The sequence below is a fragment of the Pseudomonas sp. ABa2 genome, assembly GCF_056676075.1.
Genome location: NZ_CM155239.1, coordinates 1,342,314 through 1,360,917 on the forward strand (window position 1 = coordinate 1,342,314; position 18,604 = coordinate 1,360,917).

At 65.8% G+C, this 18,604-nt stretch carries 19 protein-coding genes; 6 read left to right on the plus strand and 13 right to left on the minus strand.

Translation table 11 applies throughout. The features are described from left to right. The first annotated feature begins 5 nt into the window (after positions 1 to 5). A complete protein-coding gene (locus AC1G9C_RS06435) occupies positions 6 to 1,190 on the plus strand; it encodes a thiolase family protein (protein WP_122108710.1) in 1,185 nt (394 codons plus the stop codon). A gap of 208 nt (positions 1,191 to 1,398) precedes the next feature. Here AC1G9C_RS06435 and AC1G9C_RS06440 read toward each other — a convergent pair whose 3' ends face one another. The 3 genes from AC1G9C_RS06440 to pyrC form a co-directional block, all read right to left on the minus strand. Next, entirely contained in the window at positions 1,399 to 1,617 is a 219-nt protein-coding gene (locus AC1G9C_RS06440; RefSeq protein ID WP_021443380.1) for a bacterioferritin-associated ferredoxin, read from the minus strand. 333 nt (positions 1,618 to 1,950) lie between these two features. Next, positions 1,951 to 2,625, minus strand: coding sequence for a ribonuclease T (gene rnt / locus AC1G9C_RS06445; RefSeq protein WP_021443379.1), 675 nt, complete (start codon positions 2,623 to 2,625; stop codon positions 1,951 to 1,953). Next, positions 2,622 to 3,668 carry a dihydroorotase gene (gene pyrC, locus AC1G9C_RS06450; protein WP_480409735.1) on the minus strand — a complete coding sequence of 349 codons (1,047 nt, stop codon included), beginning with the start codon at positions 3,666 to 3,668 and terminating at the stop codon, positions 2,622 to 2,624. Before pyrC ends, rnt begins: the two co-directional genes overlap by 4 nt. 195 nt (positions 3,669 to 3,863) lie before the next feature. Between pyrC and AC1G9C_RS06455 the strand changes: the two genes are divergently transcribed. The 3 genes from AC1G9C_RS06455 to gloA all read left to right on the plus strand — a co-directional run bounded on the left by AC1G9C_RS06455 (position 3,864) and on the right by gloA (position 6,623). Next, complete coding sequence (locus tag AC1G9C_RS06455; RefSeq protein ID WP_480409736.1) at positions 3,864 to 4,811, plus strand: flagellar protein MotY; 948 nt, start codon at positions 3,864 to 3,866, stop codon at positions 4,809 to 4,811. Between the two features lie 108 nt (positions 4,812 to 4,919). After that, positions 4,920 to 6,137, plus strand: a complete 1,218-nt coding sequence (locus tag AC1G9C_RS06460; protein ID WP_021443585.1) for an argininosuccinate synthase — start codon at positions 4,920 to 4,922, stop codon at positions 6,135 to 6,137. A 93-nt stretch (positions 6,138 to 6,230) separates the two neighbouring features. Further along, positions 6,231 to 6,623: a lactoylglutathione lyase gene (gene gloA / locus AC1G9C_RS06465; RefSeq protein WP_021443586.1), complete on the plus strand. Its 393-nt coding sequence runs from the start codon at positions 6,231 to 6,233 to the stop codon at positions 6,621 to 6,623. 61 nt (positions 6,624 to 6,684) lie between these two features. On the opposite strand, the gene AC1G9C_RS06470 is transcribed toward gloA, so the two are convergent. The 9 genes from AC1G9C_RS06470 to metG form a co-directional block, all read right to left on the minus strand. Continuing rightward, the gene (locus tag AC1G9C_RS06470; protein WP_017677837.1) at positions 6,685 to 6,864 is read right to left on the minus strand and encodes a PA3496 family putative envelope integrity protein; all 180 of its coding nucleotides are present in this window, start codon (positions 6,862 to 6,864) and stop codon (positions 6,685 to 6,687) included. A gap of 106 nt (positions 6,865 to 6,970) precedes the next feature. Then, complete coding sequence (gene nth / locus AC1G9C_RS06475; RefSeq protein WP_021443587.1) at positions 6,971 to 7,609, minus strand: endonuclease III; 639 nt, start codon at positions 7,607 to 7,609, stop codon at positions 6,971 to 6,973. Next, positions 7,606 to 8,313: an electron transport complex subunit E gene (locus AC1G9C_RS06480; protein ID WP_021443588.1), complete on the minus strand. Its 708-nt coding sequence runs from the start codon at positions 8,311 to 8,313 to the stop codon at positions 7,606 to 7,608. Before AC1G9C_RS06480 ends, nth begins: the two co-directional genes overlap by 4 nt. Further along, positions 8,310 to 8,945 carry an electron transport complex subunit RsxG gene (gene rsxG, locus AC1G9C_RS06485; RefSeq protein WP_031302995.1) on the minus strand — a complete coding sequence of 212 codons (636 nt, stop codon included), beginning with the start codon at positions 8,943 to 8,945 and terminating at the stop codon, positions 8,310 to 8,312. The genes AC1G9C_RS06480 and rsxG overlap by 4 nt, the downstream gene beginning before the upstream one ends. A 2-nt stretch (positions 8,946 to 8,947) precedes the next feature. Then, complete coding sequence (locus AC1G9C_RS06490; protein ID WP_480409737.1) at positions 8,948 to 9,979, minus strand: RnfABCDGE type electron transport complex subunit D; 1,032 nt, start codon at positions 9,977 to 9,979, stop codon at positions 8,948 to 8,950. Positions 9,980 to 10,052: 73 nt separating this feature from the next. Then, entirely contained in the window at positions 10,053 to 12,689 is a 2,637-nt protein-coding gene (gene rsxC / locus AC1G9C_RS06495) for an electron transport complex subunit RsxC (RefSeq protein WP_480409738.1), read from the minus strand. Continuing rightward, positions 12,686 to 13,261, minus strand: coding sequence for an electron transport complex subunit RsxB (gene rsxB / locus AC1G9C_RS06500; protein ID WP_021446090.1), 576 nt, complete (start codon positions 13,259 to 13,261; stop codon positions 12,686 to 12,688). Before rsxB ends, rsxC begins: the two co-directional genes overlap by 4 nt. After that, complete coding sequence (gene rsxA / locus AC1G9C_RS06505; protein WP_457787695.1) at positions 13,258 to 13,842, minus strand: electron transport complex subunit RsxA; 585 nt, start codon at positions 13,840 to 13,842, stop codon at positions 13,258 to 13,260. Before rsxA ends, rsxB begins: the two co-directional genes overlap by 4 nt. 119 nt (positions 13,843 to 13,961) lie before the next feature. Further along, positions 13,962 to 15,998 (minus strand): methionine--tRNA ligase, encoded by a 2,037-nt coding sequence (metG, locus tag AC1G9C_RS06510; protein WP_480409739.1) that lies wholly within the window; start codon positions 15,996 to 15,998, stop codon positions 13,962 to 13,964. Between the two features lie 164 nt (positions 15,999 to 16,162). On the opposite strand from metG, the gene apbC reads away from it, so the two are divergent. Next, positions 16,163 to 17,251 carry an iron-sulfur cluster carrier protein ApbC gene (apbC, locus tag AC1G9C_RS06515; protein ID WP_021446087.1) on the plus strand — a complete coding sequence of 363 codons (1,089 nt, stop codon included), beginning with the start codon at positions 16,163 to 16,165 and terminating at the stop codon, positions 17,249 to 17,251. A 186-nt stretch (positions 17,252 to 17,437) separates the two neighbouring features. Here apbC and AC1G9C_RS06520 read toward each other — a convergent pair whose 3' ends face one another. Further along, the gene (locus AC1G9C_RS06520; RefSeq protein WP_004423761.1) at positions 17,438 to 17,647 is read right to left on the minus strand and encodes a cold-shock protein; all 210 of its coding nucleotides are present in this window, start codon (positions 17,645 to 17,647) and stop codon (positions 17,438 to 17,440) included. Positions 17,648 to 17,958: 311 nt separating this feature from the next. Here AC1G9C_RS06520 and dcd point away from each other — a divergent pair, with 311 nt between their 5' ends. Then, positions 17,959 to 18,525, plus strand: a complete 567-nt coding sequence (gene dcd / locus AC1G9C_RS06525; protein ID WP_021446086.1) for a dCTP deaminase — start codon at positions 17,959 to 17,961, stop codon at positions 18,523 to 18,525. Positions 18,526 to 18,604 lie beyond the last annotated feature (79 nt).

An 18,604-nucleotide genomic window follows, 5' to 3' on the forward strand; every position in this document is an offset into this window, starting at 1 on the left:
GCGTCATGCGTGAAGTGGTGATAGTCGACAGCGTGCGGACTGGCCTGGCCAAGTCCTTTCGCGGCAAGTTCAACCTGACCCGGCCGGACGACATGGCCGCCCACTGCGTCGACGCGCTGCTGGTGCGCAACGGCATCGATCCGAAGCAGGTCGACGACTGCATCGTCGGCGCCGGCTCCAACGAGGGCGCGCAGGGCATGAACATCGGCCGCAACGTCGCGGTGCTGTCGCGCCTGGGCAACCCGGTGGCGGGCATGACCCTCAACCGCTTCTGTTCCTCGGGCCTGCAGGCCATCGCCATCGCCGCCAACCAGGTGGCCTCCGGCTGCAGCGAGATCATCGTCGCCGGTGGCGTCGAGTCCATCACCATGACCCTGAAAAGCATGAACATGGACCAGCTGTTCAACCCGCTGCTGCAAAAGGACAACCCCGGCATCTACTACCCCATGGGCAAGACCGCCGAGATCGTCGCCAACCGCTACGGCATCACCCGCGAGGCCCAGGACGCCTATGCCCTGCAGAGCCAGCAGCGCACCGCCCGCGCCCAGGCCGAGGGGCTGTTCGCCGACGAAATCGTACCGATGGCGGTGAAGTACCAGGTCGAGGACAAGGCCAGCGGCGAGAAGCGGATCGTCGACGGCGTGGTCGAGGCGGACGACTGCAACCGCCCGGACACCAGCCTCGAATCCCTGGCCGCGCTGCAGCCGGCCTTCGATCCGGCCGGCAGCGTCACCGCCGGCAATGCCTCGCAGCTGTCCGACGGCGCCTCCATGACCCTGGTGATGAGCCTGGAGAAAGCGCTCGAGTTGGGCCTGACGCCCAAGGCGTATTTCCGTGGTTTTACTGTGGCTGGCTGCGAGCCCGACGAGATGGGCATCGGCCCGGTGTTCTCGGTGCCCAAGCTGCTCAAGGCCAAAGGCCTGACGGTCGACGACATCGACCTGTGGGAGCTCAACGAAGCCTTCGCCTCGCAGTGCCTGTACTGCCGCGACAAGCTGGAGATCGACAACGCCAAGTACAACGTCAACGGCGGCTCCATCTCCATCGGCCACCCCTTCGGCATGACCGGCTCGCGCCAGGTCGGCCATCTGGTGCGCGAGCTGCAGCGCCGCCAGCTGCGCTACGGCATCGTTACCATGTGCGTTGGCGGCGGCATGGGGGCGACGGGGCTGTTCGAGGCTTATCGCTGAGTCCAAGGTTCTTCGCCCCAACGAAAAACCGGATCCTCGATCCGGTTTTTTATTGGCCTGGCGTATGCCGCATGCAATCGGGACGCCTGCCCCGGATTGCATCCGGGTTGCGGGGGCGCGTTTTCAGCGGCCTTGGCGGGCGTACCAGGGATGGCAGGGCATAAAAAAACCGGATCGCCGATCCGGTTTCTTATGCGAGCGGGCTGACTCAGGCGGCGACGAAGCCGGCGGGGTAGGCCAGGGCGGCCTGGCTGCTCTGCACTTCGCCGATGGTTTCGCGGACCACCTGCTTGGCCAGGCAGGCGCACTTGCCGCACTGGCTGGCGATGCCGAGGGTGCTGCGCACTTCACGGTAGCTGCAGCAGCCTTCATAGACCGCGTCGCGGATTTGCGTATCGGTGACACCTTCACAGAGGCAGACGTACATAAGCAAGGCTCGTCTTGGTGGATCTGTTTGATGCGACGGATACTAATGTTAATGAGAATGCTTGTCAAAGAACTCTTGCAAATGCCCGCGCTAGAGACCTGGCTGGCTGACGAACGGTTGCCGTCGTGGCGGCCGCGGCCAGAAAAAATCCGGAAGAGTTGTTGACTGCGCCTGGCGACGGCCGGCAGCAGGCAAAAGGGTCGAGTGGCCGCGGCGGGTGGTGCGCATCACTGGGCTGCAGCCTGCGAGGCCGGGCGGCCAGACGCGATGGGGCATCGGCAAAAAACCGGCGCGAGGCCGGTTTCTGGTGGGGACTGATTGCCGCGCAACGGCTTACTGGTCGAATTCGTCCCAGCCGCCCATTTCCTTCCAGCGGTTGACGATGCCGCAGAACAGCTCGGCGGTCTTCTCGGTGTCGTAGCGCGCCGAGTGCGCCTCCTTGCCGTCGAACTCGATGCCGGCGGTCTGGCAGGCCTTGGCCAGTACGGTCTGGCCGTAGGCGAGGCCGGCCAGGGTGGCGGTGTCGAAGCTGGAGAAGGGGTGGAAGGGGTTGCGCTTGATGCCGCAACGGGCCACCGCGGCGTTGAGGAAACCCAGGTCGAAGCTGCTGTTGTGGCCGACCAGGATGGCGCGCTTGCAGCCGGCCGATTTGATCGACTTGCGCAGGCCCTTGAAGATCTCGCCGAGGGCGTGCTCCTCGCTCACCGCCATACGCAGCGGGTGATCCAGCTTGATCCCGGTGAACTCCAGCGCCGCCGCCTCGATATTGGCGCCTTCGAAGGGCTCGATGCGGAAGAAGTGGGTGTGATCCGGGTAGAGGAAGCCGCTCTCGTCCATGGCGATGGTGGTTGCGGCGATCTCCAGCAGGGCGTCGGTGGCGCAGTTGAAACCGCCGGTCTCGACGTCGACCACCACCGGCAGGTAGCCGCGAAAGCGCGCCGCCATGGGCGTGCGCGGGCCGGACGGCAGGCTGGGATCGAGTTCGTCGTCGTAATGCTCTTCGCTCACGCCTGGCCCTCCAGCAGCTTCCAGCGCAGGGTTTCGCCGGCGCGCAGGGGGATCACCGTCTGCTCGCCCAGCGGCAGGCTGGCCGGGGCTGTCCAGTCCTGGCGCACCAGGGTGATCGAGTCGCTGTTGCGTGGCAGGCCGTAGAAGTCCGGACCGTGGCAGCTGGCGAAGCCTTCCAGCTTGTCCAGCGCACCGCGCTGCTCGAAGGCCTCGGCATACAGCTCGATGGCGGCATAGGCGGTGTAGCAGCCGGCGCAGCCGCAGGCGGCTTCCTTGGCGTGCTTGGCGTGCGGCGCCGAGTCGGTGCCGAGGAAGAACTTGCGGCTGCCGCTCACGGCGGCGTCGAGCAGGGCTTCCTGATGCACGTTGCGCTTGAGGATCGGCAGGCAATAGAAGTGCGGGCGGATGCCGCCGACCAGCATGTGGTTGCGGTTGTACAGCAGGTGATGGGCGGTGATGGTGGCGCCGACGTTGGCCGGCGCGGCCTCGACGAACTGCACCGCGTCGCGGGTGGTGATGTGCTCGAACACCACTTTCAGCGTGGGGAAGCGCTCGACCACACGGCTCAGGTGCTCATCGATAAAGGCCTTCTCGCGGTCGAACACGTCGATCTCGGCGCGGGTCACCTCGCCGTGCACCAGCAGCGGCATGCCCACCTCGGCCATGGCTTCCAGCACCGGGAAGATCTTGTCGATGCTGGTCACGCCCGAATCGGAGTTGGTGGTGGCGCCGGCCGGGTACAGCTTGGCGGCGTGGACGAAGCCGGCGGCCTTGGCCTGGCGCACGTCCTCGGGGCTGGTGTTGTCGGTGAGGTAGAGCACCATCAGCGGCTCGAAGCGGCTGGCGGCCGGGCGCGCGGCCAGGATGCGCTGGCGGTAGGCGTCGGCCTCGGCGGCGTTGCGTACCGGCGGCACCAGGTTGGGCATGATGATGGCGCGGGCGAAGGTGCGCGCGACGTCGCCGACGGTGTGCGGCAGCACCGCGCCATCGCGCAGGTGAATGTGCCAGTCATCGGGACGCAGGAGAGTCAGGCGGTCGGACATGGGGGCTTCCAGGCGGGTAAAACGTGAGCGGAATGCTACCGGAAACCGCCGGAAAATGCGCTGTGGGCGGGACGGACGACGTCGCGCCGGCGGATTTTGCGTGCCGACACGAGCGGTGCGCGAAGCAATTCGCCCCTACAGTTTTTCGCCAAGGCACCGATACCTAGGGAGAACCGTGTATTCGTGGAGCCCGTCGTGCGCCAGCCCCGTCTTGTCCTTCCCTGTCTGCTGGCCGGCCTGGCCCTGAGCCTGCCGGCGCACGCCGTCAGCTTTCAGACCCGCCTGGAACAGGTGGAATGGAAGGTCGAGGGCGATCAGTTCGAGTGCCGCCTGAGCCAGCCGATCAGTCAGTTCGGCAGCGGCGAGTTCGTGCGCCGTGCCGGCGAGCAGGTGACCTTCCGCCTCAAGGCGCGTGAACGCTGGCTCGGCGCCGGCTCGGCGACCCTGCTGGCGGCGGCAGCGCCCTGGCAACCGGGGCGCGGCGACATCCACCTGGGCGTGGTCAGCGTCGGCAACGGCGAGGTACCGTTCAATAGCTCCCATGAGCAGGGCGCGCGGCTGCTCACCGGTCTGCTGGAAGGGCGCAGCCCGCTGGTGCGCCACCGCACCCTCAACGGCGGCGATAGCCTCGAGGTGCGCCTGCTGCCGGTGAAGTTCCACAAGGCCTACGAAGACTACCAGGCCTGCACGGCCAAGCTGCTGCCGGTCAACTTCGAGCAGATCCGCCAGGCGCAGATAGGCTTTCCCGGCGGCGGTGTCGAGCTGGACGGCATGGCCCGCGCCAAGCTGGACATCGTGCTCGACTTCATCAAGGCCGACCCCAGCATCAACAGCTTCCAGATCGACGGTCACGCCGACAACAGCGGCAACCGCCTGACCAACCGCGACCTGTCGCGCCGCCGCGCCCTGGCGGTGCAGGAGTACCTGGTGGCCGGCGGTGTGCCGGTGGAGCAGATCACCCTGCGTTTTCATGGCGAGCGCTACCCGCTGGCACCCAACAACAGCGAGGCCAACCGCGCCAAGAACCGCCGCGCCACCCTGCGCCTGGAGCGCCTGCCGCCGGCCGAGGTCGCGCCACCGAGCACGACGCCTGACGCTGCGCCGAGCGCCCCGGCCGATCCGGCCGGCAGCACGCCGTCCTGAGGCGAAAAACGGCGTCGCTTCGTCGTCACAAGCTGTCGCGCCCCTGTAAATTGGCCCGCAGGGTCAGTAGAATCACGGGTTTTACCGTACAACCCGTGGAGTGATGGCATGGCGGACGTCAAAAAGGTAGTTCTGGCCTATTCCGGTGGCCTGGACACCTCGGTGATCCTCAAGTGGCTGCAAGATACCTACAACTGTGAAGTGGTGACCTTCACCGCCGACCTCGGCCAGGGCGAGGAGGTCGAGCCGGCCCGTGCCAAGGCCCAGGCGATGGGCGTCAAGGAAATCTACATCGACGACCTGCGCGAAGAGTTCGTCCGCGATTTCGTCTACCCCATGTTCCGCGCCAACACCATCTACGAAGGCGAGTACCTGCTGGGTACCTCCATCGCTCGTCCGCTGATCGCCAAGCGCCTGATCGAGATCGCCAACGAGACTGGCGCCGACGCCATCTCCCACGGCGCCACCGGCAAGGGCAACGACCAGGTGCGCTTCGAGCTGGGCGCCTACGCACTGAAGCCGGGCGTGAAGGTCATCGCCCCCTGGCGCGAGTGGGACCTGCTGTCGCGCGAGAAGCTGATGGACTACGCCGAGAAGCACGCCATCCCGATCGAGCGCCACGGCAAGAAGAAGTCGCCGTACTCCATGGACGCCAACCTGCTGCACATCTCCTACGAGGGCGGCGTGCTGGAAGACACCTGGACCGAGCACGAAGAAGACATGTGGAAATGGACTGTCTCGCCTGAGGCAGCTCCGGACGCACCGACCTATATCGAGCTGACCTACCAGGCCGGTGACATCGTCGCCATCGACGGCAAGGCCATGACGCCGGCTCAGGTGCTGGCCGAGCTGAACCGCATTGGCGGCGCCAACGGCATCGGCCGTCTGGACATCGTGGAAAACCGCTATGTCGGCATGAAGTCGCGCGGCTGCTACGAGACGCCCGGCGGCACCATCATGCTGCGCGCCCACCGCGCCATCGAGTCGATCACCCTCGACCGTGAAGTGGCCCACCTGAAAGACGAGCTGATGCCGAAATACGCCAGCCTGATCTACAACGGTTTCTGGTGGAGCCCGGAGCGTCTGATGCTGCAGCAGATGATCGACGCCTCCCAGGCCAACGTGAACGGCGTGGTGCGCCTGAAACTGTACAAGGGCAACGTCATCGTCACCGGGCGCAAGTCCGACGACTCGCTTTTCGACGCCAATATCGCCACCTTCGAAGAAGATGGCGGCGCCTACAACCAGCAGGACGCGGCCGGCTTCATCAAGCTCAACGCCCTGCGCATGCGCATCGCCGCCGGCAAGGGCCGCAAGCTGATCTGATAGACTGCTTGCACCGTGTCAGAGGAACCCCGGCCACGAGCCGGGGTTTCTTTTTAGAGCCGAGATCACGGCCAATCGCTGAGGAGAAACCTGATGAGACTGCTGCATACCATGCTGCGCGTCGGCGACCTGGACAAATCCATCGCCTTCTACACCGAAGTGCTGGGCATGACCCTGCTGCGCCGCAAGGACTACCCGGACGGCGAGTTCACCCTGGCCTTCGTCGGTTACGGCGACGAGGCGCACAACAGCGTGATCGAACTGACCCACAATTGGGGCGTGGACAGCTACGAGCTGGGCACCGGCTACGGCCATATCGCCCTGGAAGTGGCCGACGTCTACAAGGCCTGCGAGGACATCCGCTCGCGCGGCGGCAAGATCACCCGCGAACCGGGGCCGATGAAGCACGGTTCGAGCATCCTGGCTTTCGTGGAAGATCCGGACGGCTACAAGATCGAGCTGCTGTCGCCGTCGCGCAAGGACTGAGGTTATCGCCGCCACGAAAAAGCCCCGCATTGTGCGGGGCTTTTTTTATCCGACTCGACCTTCAGATGTCGAAGTCGTACTCGGCCAGCTGCTTGTGCAGGCGTCGCTCTTCGAGGAAGTTGTCGATGATGCGGCGCTTGGTCAGGTTGGTCTTGGCGACTTCCACCGCAGGCTCGGCATCGTCCGATTCTTCCGCGACAAAGTCTTCGTCCAGTTCGAGGTCTTCTTTGTCAGTGCTCATATGTTCCACTCCAGGCTCCGGGGCCATTTGCGCACCTTATAGCGGCAAAAATAGAGCGGGTAAAAAAGATTTTTTCAATCGGATGATCGCCCAGATCAATGGTCGATCAATCGTCCGAGGTCTTCGCCTTGTACTCGCACAGATCCTCGATGCGGCAGGCGCCGCAGCGCGGTTTGCGCGCGGTGCAGACGTAACGGCCATGCAGGATCAGCCAGTGGTGGGCGTCGAGCAGATAGTCCTTGGGCACGAACTTGAGCAGCTTCTTCTCCACCTCCAGCACGTTCTTGCCGGGGGCGATGCCGGTGCGGTTGCTGACCCGGAAGATATGGGTGTCCACCGCCATGGCCAGCTGGCGGAAGGCGGTGTTGAGCACCACGTTGGCGGTCTTGCGGCCGACGCCCGGCAGGGCTTCGAGGTCCTCGCGGTTGTCCGGCACCTGGCTGCCGTGTTTCTCGATGAGGATGCGGCAGGCCGCGATGACGTTCTTCGCCTTGCTGTTGTACAGGCCGATGGTCTTGATGTACTCGCTAAGCCCTTCGACGCCCAGGGCATGGATGGCCTCCGGGGTGTTGGCGACCGGGAACAGCTTGGCGGTGGCCTTGTTGACGCTGACGTCTGTGGCCTGGGCCGACAGGGTGACGGCTACCAGCAGCTCGAAGGGCGTGCTGTAGGCCAGCTCGGTCTTCGGCTCCGGGTTGTCCTCGTGCAGACGGCGGAAGATTTCCAGGCGTTTGGCGGCGTTCACTCGATCACTCCGGTCACTCGCACGCGACGGCTTGGCGCGGGCGCCTCGGGGGCGGCGGCCTTGGCCCGCTCGGCCAATACCTGGTCGATGCGGTTCTTGCCGGCGATCAGCAGGCCGAGGACGATAAAGGCGCCCGGCGGCAGGATGGCCAGGAGAAAACCCTTGTAGTCGCTGACCAGGGTGATCTGCCAGTCGGCCGCAACCGGGCCGAACAGCAGGTGCATATTGGCCAGCAGGGCGCCGGTGCCGAGCAGCTCGCGGGCGGCACCGATCAGCACCAGCACCGCGCCGAAGCCCAGGCCCATCATCAGGCCGTCGTAGGCGGCGCGCGGCGGGGCGTTCTTCGCCGCGAAGCCGTCGGCGCGGCCGAGGATCACGCAGTTGGTGGTGATCAGCGGGATGAAGATGCCGAGGATCTGGTACAGCTCGTAGGTGAAGGCCTGCATCAGCAGCTCGATGCAGGTGGTCAGCGCGGCGATGATCATGACGAAGGCGGGCAGGCGCACGGCGGTGTTGACCACGCCGCGCACCAGCGACACCGCGGTGTTGGAGCACACCAGCACCACCGCGCTGGCCAGCGCCAGGCCGAGGGCGTTGACCGTGGAGTTGCTCACCCCCAGCAGCGGGCAGAGGCCGAGCAGTTGCACCAGCGCCGGGTTGTTCTTCCACAGGCCGTTGATTGTGATCTCGCGGTAGCTGGTCATTGCGCGTCCTCCGCCAGGCCCAGCAGCTGGGCGCGGTGTGCGTCGAAATACTGCAGGGCGCCGTGCACGGCCTTGACCACCGCGCGCGGGGTGATGGTGGCACCGGCGAACTGGTCGAACTCGCCGCGATCCTTCTTCACCGCCCAGCCCTCTGCGCCGGGGTTACTCAGGGATTTGCCGTCGAAGCTGCGAATCCACTGGCTCTTGGCCAGTTCGATCTTGTCGCCCAGCCCCGGGGTTTCCTTGTGGCCGAGCACGCGCACGCCGGCCAGGCGGCCGTCGGCGAAGATGCCGACCAGCAGGTGGATGGCGCCGCTGTAGCCGTCCGGAGCGGTGACCGGCAGGATCAGCGCGCTGGGCGCCCCGTCCTTGAGCGCCAGGTAGGCCGACTGCGGGCTGCGCTGGCCGAGTTCGCGGGCGTTGACCTCGATGCGGTTGTCCAGCAGGTGGTTGTCGTAGCTGCCGGCCGGCAGGATCTCGCCCAGGGCGCGCACCTGCGCCTCGCGCTCGGCGGCGGCGATGCGGCTGGCGGTGGCCTGTTGCAACAGGGCCACGCTGCCGACGGTGGCGATGGCGAACAGACCCAGCACCAGGGCGTTCTTCAGCATCGAGCGGCTGATTTCCGGCAGCATGCTCATTCTCCCAGCTTGAAGCCGCTATTGGGCTTGCGGTGGCCGTAGCTGCGCGGCCGGGTGTAGTAGTCGATGGTCGGTGCGGCCAGGTTCATCAGCAACACGGCGAAGGCCACTGCGTCCGGGTAACCGCCCCAGGCGCGGATCACGTAGACCAGCACGCCGACGCCGATGCCGAACACCAGGCGCCCGCGGTTGCTGGTGGCGCCGGACACCGGGTCGGTGACGATGAAGAAGGCGCCGAGCATGGTGGCGCCGCTGAGCAGGTGAAACAGCGGCGAGCCGTTGGAGTCCGAGCCGCTGCCGTTCCAGAACAGCAGGCTCATCACGGCCAGGGCGCCGAGCATGCCGACCGGCGCGTGCCAGCTGAAGATGCGCTTGTGCAGCAGGTACAGGCCGCCGGCGAGAAAGGCCAGGTTGACCGCCTCGCTGCCGGCGCCGCCGAAGTGGCCGAAGGCCGGGTTGGCGGCGCGCAGCTCGTCCATGGTCAGGCTCTTGTTGACCTTCAGCGCGTCCAGCGCGGTGGCCTGGGCCCAGCCGTCGGGCAGCGCGGCGATGCCGAGGATGTGCTGCAGGCCATCGAGCAGGGCGACGCCATGCGGCACGGGCCAGCTGGTCATCTCCACCGGGAAGGAGATCAGCACCACCACGTAGCCGAGCATGGCCGGGTTGAAGGGGTTCTGCCCAAGGCCGCCGTAGAGCTGCTTGCCGAAGACGATGGCGAAGCCCACCGCCACCAGGGTCAGCCACCAGGGCGCGTAGGGTGGCAGCGCCAGGGCCAGCAGCACGGCGGTGACCAGGGCGCTGTAATCCTTGAGGAAGAACGCCAGCGGACGCTGACGCGCGGCCAGGATCGCCGCCTCGAACGCCAGGGCGAACAGGCTGGCCAGGATCAGATTGAACAGGGTGCCTGCGCCGAACAGCCAGGTCAGGGCGAGAACGCCCGGCACCGTGGCCAGCAGCACCTGCAGCATGACCTGCTGGGTGCGATTGCTGCCCTTGGCGTGGGGCGATGTGATGCGGGGCAGGGCCATTGGCGCTCCGGTCGTTGCTGTCGCTGCGCTGTCGGGTGTGGTGTTTGTCCCCGGATTGCGTTCGGGGCGGATATCAGGGTTGGTATTCGGCCAGTTGGCGTTCGGCCTCGGCCAGGCGCGTGCGGGCCTGTTCCAGCGCCTCGCTGGCGGCGTTGTCGTCGCGTTCCAGCTTGCGCAGGTCGGCGCGGGCGAAGGCCACTTCGGTTTTCAGGGCTTTCAGCGTTTCGTCCACGCCGGGGCGTTCGCGGCGTACCAGCTCCGGCGCCGGCTTGTCCGAGGCCGCCTCGGCGGCGTGCAGGGCTTGCTCGGCGGCGACCAAGGCATCGCGCAGCGGCTGCAGTGCGGCTTCGTCGGCGCCGGTCTTCTCGGCCTTCTTCAGTTCGGCACGCTTCATCGCCAGCTCGACCTTGGCTTTTTTCAGGGCCTCGTCGCCGGCCGGTTTGGCGGTGGGGGCGGGCGCCTGGCTGTCCAGGCTGGCCAGGGCCTTCTCGGCGGCTTCCAGCTGCTGGCGCAGGCGGGCGAGTTCGGCCTGCTGGTCGTCGTCCGGGTTTTCGATCTTTTCCAGCTTGCGCAGCTGGGCCTTGAGCATGGCGGCTTCGATCTTGGCCTTCTTCAGCGCCTCGTCGCCGGCCGGCTTGGCGGCGGGGGCGGGCGTCTGGCTTTCCAGGCTGGCCAGGGCCTTCTCGGCGGCTTCCAGCTGCTGGCGCACACGGGCGATTTCGGCCTGCTGGTCGTCGTCCGGGTTTTCGATCTTCTCCAGCTTGCGCAGCTGGGCCTTGAGCATGGCGGCGTCGATCTTGGCCTTTTTCAGCGCTTCGTCGCCGGCCGGTTTAGCGGCCGGTGCGGGCGTCTGGCTTTCCAGGCTGGCCAGGGCCTTCTCGGCTGCTTCCAGTTGCTGACGCACACGGGCGAGTTCGGCCTGCTGGTCGTTGTCCGGGGTCTCGATCTTTTCCAGCTTGCGCAGCTGGGCCTTGAGCATGGCGGCGTCGATCTTGGCCTTTTTCAGCGCATCGTCACCGGCCGGTTTGGGCGCCGGGGCAGGGGCAGCCGCTTGTGCGTCGGCCAGGGCCTTCTGTGCGGCTTCGGCAGCGGTGCGCAGCTCGGCGACCTGCGCCTGCAGCTCCGGCGTGTCGTGGGCTGCCAGCTGTTTTTCCGCCTTCTTCAGCGCAACCTGGGCCATGCTGGCCTCGATCTTGAGTTTCTTCAGCGCCTCGTCGGCCGGGGCGGCGGCAGCCGGCGGCGCCTCGGCCTGCGCCGCCTTGGCGCGGGCGGCCTTCTCGGCACGGGCCTTGCGCTCGGCTTCCTTCTGTTCCTCGGCGCGGCGCAGGCGTTCCTGGCGCTGCTCGAAGCGCTGCTTGGAGTGCTCGGCCTTGAGCTGCTTCTGTTCCAGCTCGCGGATTTCCGCCTTGGCCGCGCGGTAGTACTGCACCAGCGGAATGCTCGAGGGGCAGACGTAGGCGCAGGCGCCGCACTCGATGCAGTCGAACAGGTTGTGCGCCTTGAGCTGCTCATGCTCCTGGCCCAGGGCGAAGAAGTGCAGCTGCTGCGGCAGCAGGCTGGCCGGGCAGGCTTCGGCGCATTCGCCGCAGCGGATGCAGGGCAGCGCCGGCGGCGGTGGCGGCAGCTCGGCGGCGGTACTGGCCAGCAGGCAGTTGGCGGTCTTGATCAGCGGCACCTCGAGGCTGGGCAGGGTGAAGCCCATCATCGGTCCGCCCATGATCAGGCGATTGAGCTTGCTCCGGTCGAGCCCGGCGAACTGCAGCAGCTCGCCGACTGGCGTACCGAGCAGCGCCTCGACGTTGCCCGGGCGCGCCAGGGCCTCGCCGGTGAGGGTGGTGATGCGCGAGATCAGCGGCTTGCCGTGCACCACGGCCTCGTGCACGGCCACGCAGGTACCGACGTTCTGGCAGAGGATGCCGATATCGGCCGGCAGTCCGCCGCTGGGCACCTCGACGCCGGTGAGGATCTGGATCAGCTGCTTCTCGCCGCCGGAGGGGTACTTGGTGGGGAACACCCGCACCTGGTAACTGCGCTCGCTGCAGGCACCGCGCACCGCGGCGATGGCCTCGGGCTTGTTGTCCTCGATGCCGATCAGCACCTGCTCGGGCTGGATCAGCTGCACCAGGATATCGATGCCGGAAACCAGCTCAGCGGCGCGTTCGCGCATCAGCAAGTCGTCGGCGGTGATATAGGGCTCGCACTCGGTGCCGTTGATGATCAGCGTGTGGATCTTCTGCGTCGGCCGCGCGGTGAGCTTCACCGCGGTGGGGAAGCCCGCGCCGCCCAGGCCACTGATGCCGGCGTCGCGGATCAGCGCCAGCAGTTCGGCGGAGTCCATATGCCGGTAGTCGGGATGCGGGGTCAGTTCGATCCACTCGTCCAGGCCGTCGCTGTCGATGACGATGGCCGGCGCCAGCATGCCGGAGACATGCGGGTAGGGCTGCGGGCCGATAAAGCTGACCGTGCCGGAGGTCGGCGCATGCAGCGGCGCGCTGACGAAACCGGTGGCCTCGGCGATCTTCTGCCCCTTGCGCACCCGCTCGCCGACCACCACGCAAGGCTCGGCGACGGCGCCGATATGCTGGCCCAGCGGCAAGCTCAGGCGGGCCGGCAACGGCGCCTGCTGGATCGGGGTGCGGTTGGACAGTTCCTTGCGCTCGGCCGGATGGATGCCGCCGGGGATATCCCAGATACGCTCTTGCGCGCTCATGCCGCCTGCTCCCGGTCGCTGGCGATCAACTGGCCGGGCGCCAGCGGCTTGTCCCATTTCCAGCTCTGTACGCTGCCGCCCACTTCGAGCATGTCGATGCAGTCCACCGGGCAGGGCTCCACGCACAGGTCGCAGCCGGTGCATTCGCTGACGATCACCGTGTGCATCTGCCGCGCCGCACCGACTATGGCGTCCACCGGGCAGGCCTGGATGCACTTGGTGCAGCCGATGCACTCGGCCTCGCGGATATAGGCGACCATCTGCGGCTTCTCGCCTTCCACCGCGTCCAGCGGCTCGGGCTCGACGTCGAGCAGATCGGCCAAGGCGGCGATGGTCGCCTCGCCGCCGGGCGGGCACTTGTTGATCTTGTCGCCGCCGGCGATCGCCTCGGCGTAGGGCTTGCAGCCAGGGTAGCCGCACTGGCCGCACTGGGTCTGCGGCAGCAGGGCGTTGATCTGCTCGGCGATGGGGTCGCCCTCGACCTTGAAGCGCACCGCGGCGAAACCGAGGATGGCGCCGGCCAGCAGGCACAGGCCGAGCAGGGCGAGGACGGCGACGAGAACCAGGTTCATAGCTTGATCAACCCGGTAAAGCCCATGAACGCCAACGACATCAGGCCCGCGGTGATCATGCCGATGGCCGCGCCCTGGAAGGATTTCGGCACGTCGGCGATGGCGATGCGCTCGCGCATGGCGGCGAACAGCACCAGCACCAGGGAGAAGCCCAGGCCGGCGGCGAAGCCGTTGGCGGTGGCGGTGACGAAGGTGAACTCGGCCTTGTTGGCGTTGAGCAGGGCCACGCCGAGAACGATGCAGTTGGTGGTGATCAGCGGCAGGAAGATGCCCAGCACGCGGTACAGCAGCGGGCTGGTCTTGTTCACCACCATCTCGGTGAACTGCACGGTCACCGCGATCACCAGGATGAAGCTGATGGTGCGCAGGAACTCCAGGTCCAGCGGCCTGAGCACGTACTGCTGCACCAGGTAGCTGCACATGGCGGCCAGGGTCAGCACGAAGGTGGTGGCCAGGGACAGGCCGATGGCCGTCTCGATCTTCTTCGACACGCCCATGAAGGGGCACAGGCCGAGGAACTGCACCAGCACGAAGTTATTGACCAGGATGGCGCTGACCATGATCAGGACGAGTTCGGTCATCGGGTTGCCGTTGTGCTCGAAAAGGCCATAGAAAAAGGGCGCTTATTATCGGGAAGCGCGCAGAAGCAAACAAGCCGGCATTGGCCGGCTTGTTCGACGCCTATAAGCCTAGCTGGCGCTTACTTGACGCGCTGGCCCGGTTTGGCGCCGCTGTCCGGGCTGAGCAGGTAGATTTCCTCGCCGCCGGGACCGGCGGCCAGCACCATGCCTTCGGACACGCCGAACTTCATCTTGCGCGGCGCCAGGTTGGCCACGTACAGGGTCAGGCGGCCTTCCAGCTTGCTCGGGTCCGGGTAGGCGGACTTGATCCCGGAGAACACGTTGCGCTTGGCGTCGCCGATATCCAGTGACAGCCGCAGCAGCTTGTCGGCGCCCTCGACGAACTCGCACTTCTCGATCAGGGCGATACGCAGGTCGACGGCGGCGAAGGCGTCGAAGGCGATCTCGGCGGCCAGCGGGTCCTTGGTCAGCTCGCCGTTACCGGCAGGCTTGGCGCTTTCTGCGGCGAGGTCTTCCTTGGAGGCTTCGATCATGGCGTCTATCTTCGCGGGCTCTATACGGGTCAGCAGCGGGTTGAACGGGTTGAGCTGGTGGTTGGCCAGCGGCAGCGCTAGGTCGGCCCAGGTTTGCGGGGCGACATTGAGGAAGGCTTCGGCGTCGGCGGCCAGTTTCGGCAGCACGGGTTTCAACATGATCACCAGCTGGCGGAACAGGTTGACGCCCAGGGCGCAGATTTCCTGCACTTCGGCCTGCTTGCCTTCCACCTTGTTCAGCGCCCAGGGCGCCTTGTCGGCGATCCAGGCGTTGGCGCGGTCGGCCAGGGCCATGATCTCGCGCATGGCGCGGGAGAAGTCGCGCGCCTCGTAGGCCTCGGCGATGCTCGGTGCGGCGGCCTGGAAGGCGGCCCACAGCTCGGGCTCGGGATTGGCGGCGACCAGCACCCCATTGTTGCCCTTGTGGATAAAGCCCGCGCAGCGGCTGGCGATATTGACCACCTTGCCGACCAGGTCGGAGTTGACCTTCTGCACGAAGTCCTCGAGGTTCAGGTCGAGGTCATCGACGCCACGACCCAGCTTGCTGGCGTAGTAGTAGCGCAGGTATTCCGGGTTCAGGTGATCGAGATAAGTCCTGGCCTTGATAAAGGTACCGCGCGACTTGGACATCTTCTGCCCGTTCACCGTCAGGTAGCCGTGCACATTGACCGCGGTGGGCTTGCGGTAGCCGGCGCCTTCGAGCATGGCCGGCCAGAACAGGGCGTGGAAGTTGACGATGTCCTTGCCGATGAAGTGATACAGCTCGGCGGTCGAATCCTTGTTCCAGAAGGCGTCGAAGGAAAGCTCCGGGCGGCGCGCACAAAGATTTTTGAAGCTGGCCATATAGCCGATCGGTGCGTCCAGCCAGACGTAGAAGTACTTGCCCGGCTCGTCGGGAATCTCGAAGCCGAAGTAGGGCGCATCGCGGCTGATGTCCCATTCCTGCAGGCCGCCGTCGAGCCATTCGGCGATCTTGTTGGCCACCGCCTCCTGCAGGCTGCCGCTGCGGGTCCACTGCTTGAGCATGGCCTCGAAGTCCGGCAGCTTGAAGAAGAAGTGCTTGGAGTCCTTGAGTACCGGCACCGCGCCGGAGATCGCCGAGCGCGGGTCCTTCAGCTCGGTGGGGGCGTAGGTGGCGCCGCATTTCTCGCAGTTGTCGCCGTACTGGTCCTCGGCCGCACACTTGGGGCAGGTGCCCTTGATGAAGCGGTCGGCGAGGAACATGCCCTTCTCGGGGTCGAAGTACTGGGTCACCGAGCGGGTGGCGATATGCCCGGCGTCGCGCAGCTTGAGGTAGATCGCCGCCGACAGCTCGCGGTTCTCCTGCGAGTGGGTCGAGTGGTAGTTGTCGAAGTCCACGCCGAAGTCGGCGAAATCGGCGGTATGTTCGGCCTGCACATTGGCGATCAGCTGCTCGGGGGTGATGCCTTCCTTCTCGGCGCGCAGCATGATGGCCGAGCCGTGGGCATCGTCGGCGCACACGTAGATCGCCTGGTTGCCGCGCAGTTTCTGGAAGCGCACCCACATGTCGGTCTGCACGTACTCGAGCATATGGCCGAGGTGGATCGAGCCGTTGGCGTAGGGGAGGGCGCTGGTAACGAGAATCTTGCGGGCTTCGGTCATGGTGATCGGCTGCACTGGTAAAACGAGGGAAGTCGGCAACTATAAGGGAAGCGACAAGCTTCAAGCTACCTGCGCCACGGAAAAGCGCCGTGCTCCATCGCCCGATGGCGCTGCTGCTATGATGGGCGCCTGTTTCTGCCCTGCCTTGTTCTTGGAGTTCTTGCATGAGTGCCGTCACCCGCGAAGCGGTCGAAGCCTGTCTGCGTCGGTTCACCGACCCCCATCTGGACCAGGACCCGGTCAGCGCCGGCTGTCTGCGCGAGGTCGAGATCCAGGGTGGCCAGGTCAATGTGCGTCTGCAGCTGGGCTACGCCGCCGGGCTGTTCAAGAACGGCTGGGCGCAGATGCTGCAGATGGCGCTGGAGAGCCTCGATGGCGTCGACAGTGCACGGGTGCAGGTCGATTGCTTGATCGAGTCGCACCAGGGCCAGGCCCAGGTGCCGGCACTGGCCGGGGTGAAGAACGTGATCGCCGTGGCCTCGGGCAAGGGCGGGGTGGGCAAGTCCACCACCGCGGCCAACCTGGCCCTGGCCCTGGCCCGCGAAGGCGCGCGGGTGGGCATTCTCGACGCCGATATCTACGGCCCCAGCCAGGGCATCATGTTCGGCATCGCCGAAGGCACGCGGCCGCAGGTGCGCGAACAGAAGTGGTTCGTGCCGCTCGAGGCGCATGGCGTGCAGGTGATGTCCATGGCCTTTCTCACCGACGACAACACGCCGATGGTCTGGCGCGGGCCGATGGTCAGCGGCGCGCTGCTGCAGCTGATCACCCAGACCGCCTGGAACGACCTGGATTACCTGGTGGTGGACATGCCGCCGGGCACCGGTGACATCCAGCTGACCCTGGCGCAGAAGGTGCCGGTGGCCGGCAGCGTGATAGTCACCACGCCGCAGGACCTGGCCCTGCTGGATGCCAAGAAGGGCGTGGAGATGTTCCGCAAGGTGCATATCCCGGTGCTGGGCGTGGTGGAGAACATGGCCGTGCACATCTGCTCCAACTGCGGCCATGCCGAGCACCTGTTCGGCGAGGGTGGCGGCGAGAAGCTGGCGGCGCAATACGGTGTCGAGCTGCTGGCGTCCCTGCCGCTGTCGATGGCCATCCGCATGCAGGCCGACGACGGCAAGCCGACCACCATCGCCGATCCGGAAAGCCAGATCGCCATGATCTACCAGGACCTGGCGCGCAAGGTCGGCGCGCGCATCGCCCAGGCCGGCCAGCCGGCGATGCCGAGCATCGAGATCAGCGACGACTGAAAGCGGCCTTCTGATGACCCTCTCCCATTTATGGGAGAGGGTGCCCGAGGGGCGGGAGGGGGGGCTGATCTGAATCGCCATGCCTCCTCTGGCATTCCTGCAGTCGTCTCCCATTGGCCGGTATTTCTTCTGGCCATAAAAAAGCCCCGCACTAGGCGGGGCTCTTTTCAAGCGGGTCAGCTCAGGTTAGACAACCTGAACTTCCTCAGCCTGCATGCCTTTCTGACCACGGGTGGCCACGAAAGTCACTTGCTGGCCTTCTTTCAGGCTCTTGAAACCATCGCTCTGGATGGCTTTGAAGTGTACGAACAGGTCGTCACCGGATTGCGGGGTGATGAAGCCGTAGCCTTTCTCATCGTTGAACCACTTAACGGTGCCAGTCTGACGATTGGACATGTGATGTCTCCTAACAAAAGTAATAACAGCCCTGGAAAAGCCCAGGCCGGGACTGAGTGCAACGAGTACTAGGAGTCGGACGATGTTTGGATCGAGATCTAGGCATCTAGTAGCGATTCGCGGTGACACATGCAGCACAGTGGGCACACCATACGTGTTTTTATCGTCGAGTGCGAATGCTGCGTGCGTCTTTCTTGCAAATAACTCGCGGCGGCCGGTCGTGACGCCGGTCGACAGCCTTTGAAGCGGGGCGCCGGGGTCGGTAAGATGCGCTCACTTTTTTCGCCACCGCCCATTCAGGACACCTCGCCATGAGCATCAAATCGGACAAGTGGATTCGCCGCATGGCTCTCGAGCACGGCATGATCGAGCCCTTCGTCGAGCGCCAGGTGCGCACCGAAGGCAACGAGCGGCTGATCTCCTACGGCGTGTCCAGTTACGGCTACGACGTGCGCTGCGCCGACGAATTCAAGGTGTTCACCAACATCAACTCGGCCACCGTCGACCCGAAGAACTTCGACGAGAAGAGCTTCGTCGACGTGAAGAGCGACGTCTGCATCATCCCGCCGAACTCCTTCGCCCTGGCCCGCACCGTGGAGTTCTTCCGCATCCCGCGCGACGTGCTGACCATCTGTCTGGGCAAGAGCACCTATGCGCGCTGCGGCATCATCGTCAACGTCACGCCGCTGGAGCCGGAGTGGGAAGGCCATGTGACCCTGGAGTTCTCCAACACCACCACCCTGCCGGCGAAGATCTACGCCAACGAGGGCGTGGCGCAGATGCTGTTCCTGCAGTCGGACGAGGCCTGCGAGGTGTCGTACAAGGATCGCGGCGGCAAGTACCAGGGCCAGCTGGGCGTGACCCTGCCCAAGGCCTGAATGGCCGCTGCATCCGAAAAAGCCGAGCCTCTGCTCGGCTTTTTCGTCTTTGCCCCGCTCGATAAGCGGCTGGCGACCA

Bases quoted from the DNA above. Each gene is read 5' to 3' on its own strand.
- AC1G9C_RS06435 (WP_122108710.1), top strand. From the start codon at position 6: ATGCGTGAAGTGGTGATAGTCGACAGCGTGCGGACTGGCCTGGCCAAG.
- AC1G9C_RS06440 (WP_021443380.1), bottom strand. From the start codon at position 1,617: ATGTACGTCTGCCTCTGTGAAGGTGTCACCGATACGCAAATCCGCGAC.
- pyrC (WP_480409735.1), bottom strand. From the start codon at position 3,668: ATGTCCGACCGCCTGACTCTCCTGCGTCCCGATGACTGGCACATTCAC.
- AC1G9C_RS06460 (WP_021443585.1), top strand. From the start codon at position 4,920: ATGGCGGACGTCAAAAAGGTAGTTCTGGCCTATTCCGGTGGCCTGGAC.
- gloA (WP_021443586.1), top strand. From the start codon at position 6,231: ATGAGACTGCTGCATACCATGCTGCGCGTCGGCGACCTGGACAAATCC.
- AC1G9C_RS06470 (WP_017677837.1), bottom strand. From the start codon at position 6,864: ATGAGCACTGACAAAGAAGACCTCGAACTGGACGAAGACTTTGTCGCG.
- AC1G9C_RS06480 (WP_021443588.1), bottom strand. From the start codon at position 8,313: ATGACCAGCTACCGCGAGATCACAATCAACGGCCTGTGGAAGAACAAC.
- rsxG (WP_031302995.1), bottom strand. From the start codon at position 8,945: ATGCTGCCGGAAATCAGCCGCTCGATGCTGAAGAACGCCCTGGTGCTG.
- AC1G9C_RS06490 (WP_480409737.1), bottom strand. From the start codon at position 9,979: ATGGCCCTGCCCCGCATCACATCGCCCCACGCCAAGGGCAGCAATCGC.
- rsxC (WP_480409738.1), bottom strand. From the start codon at position 12,689: ATGAGCGCGCAAGAGCGTATCTGGGATATCCCCGGCGGCATCCATCCG.
- rsxB (WP_021446090.1), bottom strand. From the start codon at position 13,261: ATGAACCTGGTTCTCGTCGCCGTCCTCGCCCTGCTCGGCCTGTGCCTG.
- rsxA (WP_457787695.1), bottom strand. From the start codon at position 13,842: ATGACCGAACTCGTCCTGATCATGGTCAGCGCCATCCTGGTCAATAAC.
- metG (WP_480409739.1), bottom strand. From the start codon at position 15,998: ATGACCGAAGCCCGCAAGATTCTCGTTACCAGCGCCCTCCCCTACGCC.
- apbC (WP_021446087.1), top strand. From the start codon at position 16,163: ATGAGTGCCGTCACCCGCGAAGCGGTCGAAGCCTGTCTGCGTCGGTTC.
- AC1G9C_RS06520 (WP_004423761.1), bottom strand. From the start codon at position 17,647: ATGTCCAATCGTCAGACTGGCACCGTTAAGTGGTTCAACGATGAGAAA.
- dcd (WP_021446086.1), top strand. From the start codon at position 17,959: ATGAGCATCAAATCGGACAAGTGGATTCGCCGCATGGCTCTCGAGCAC.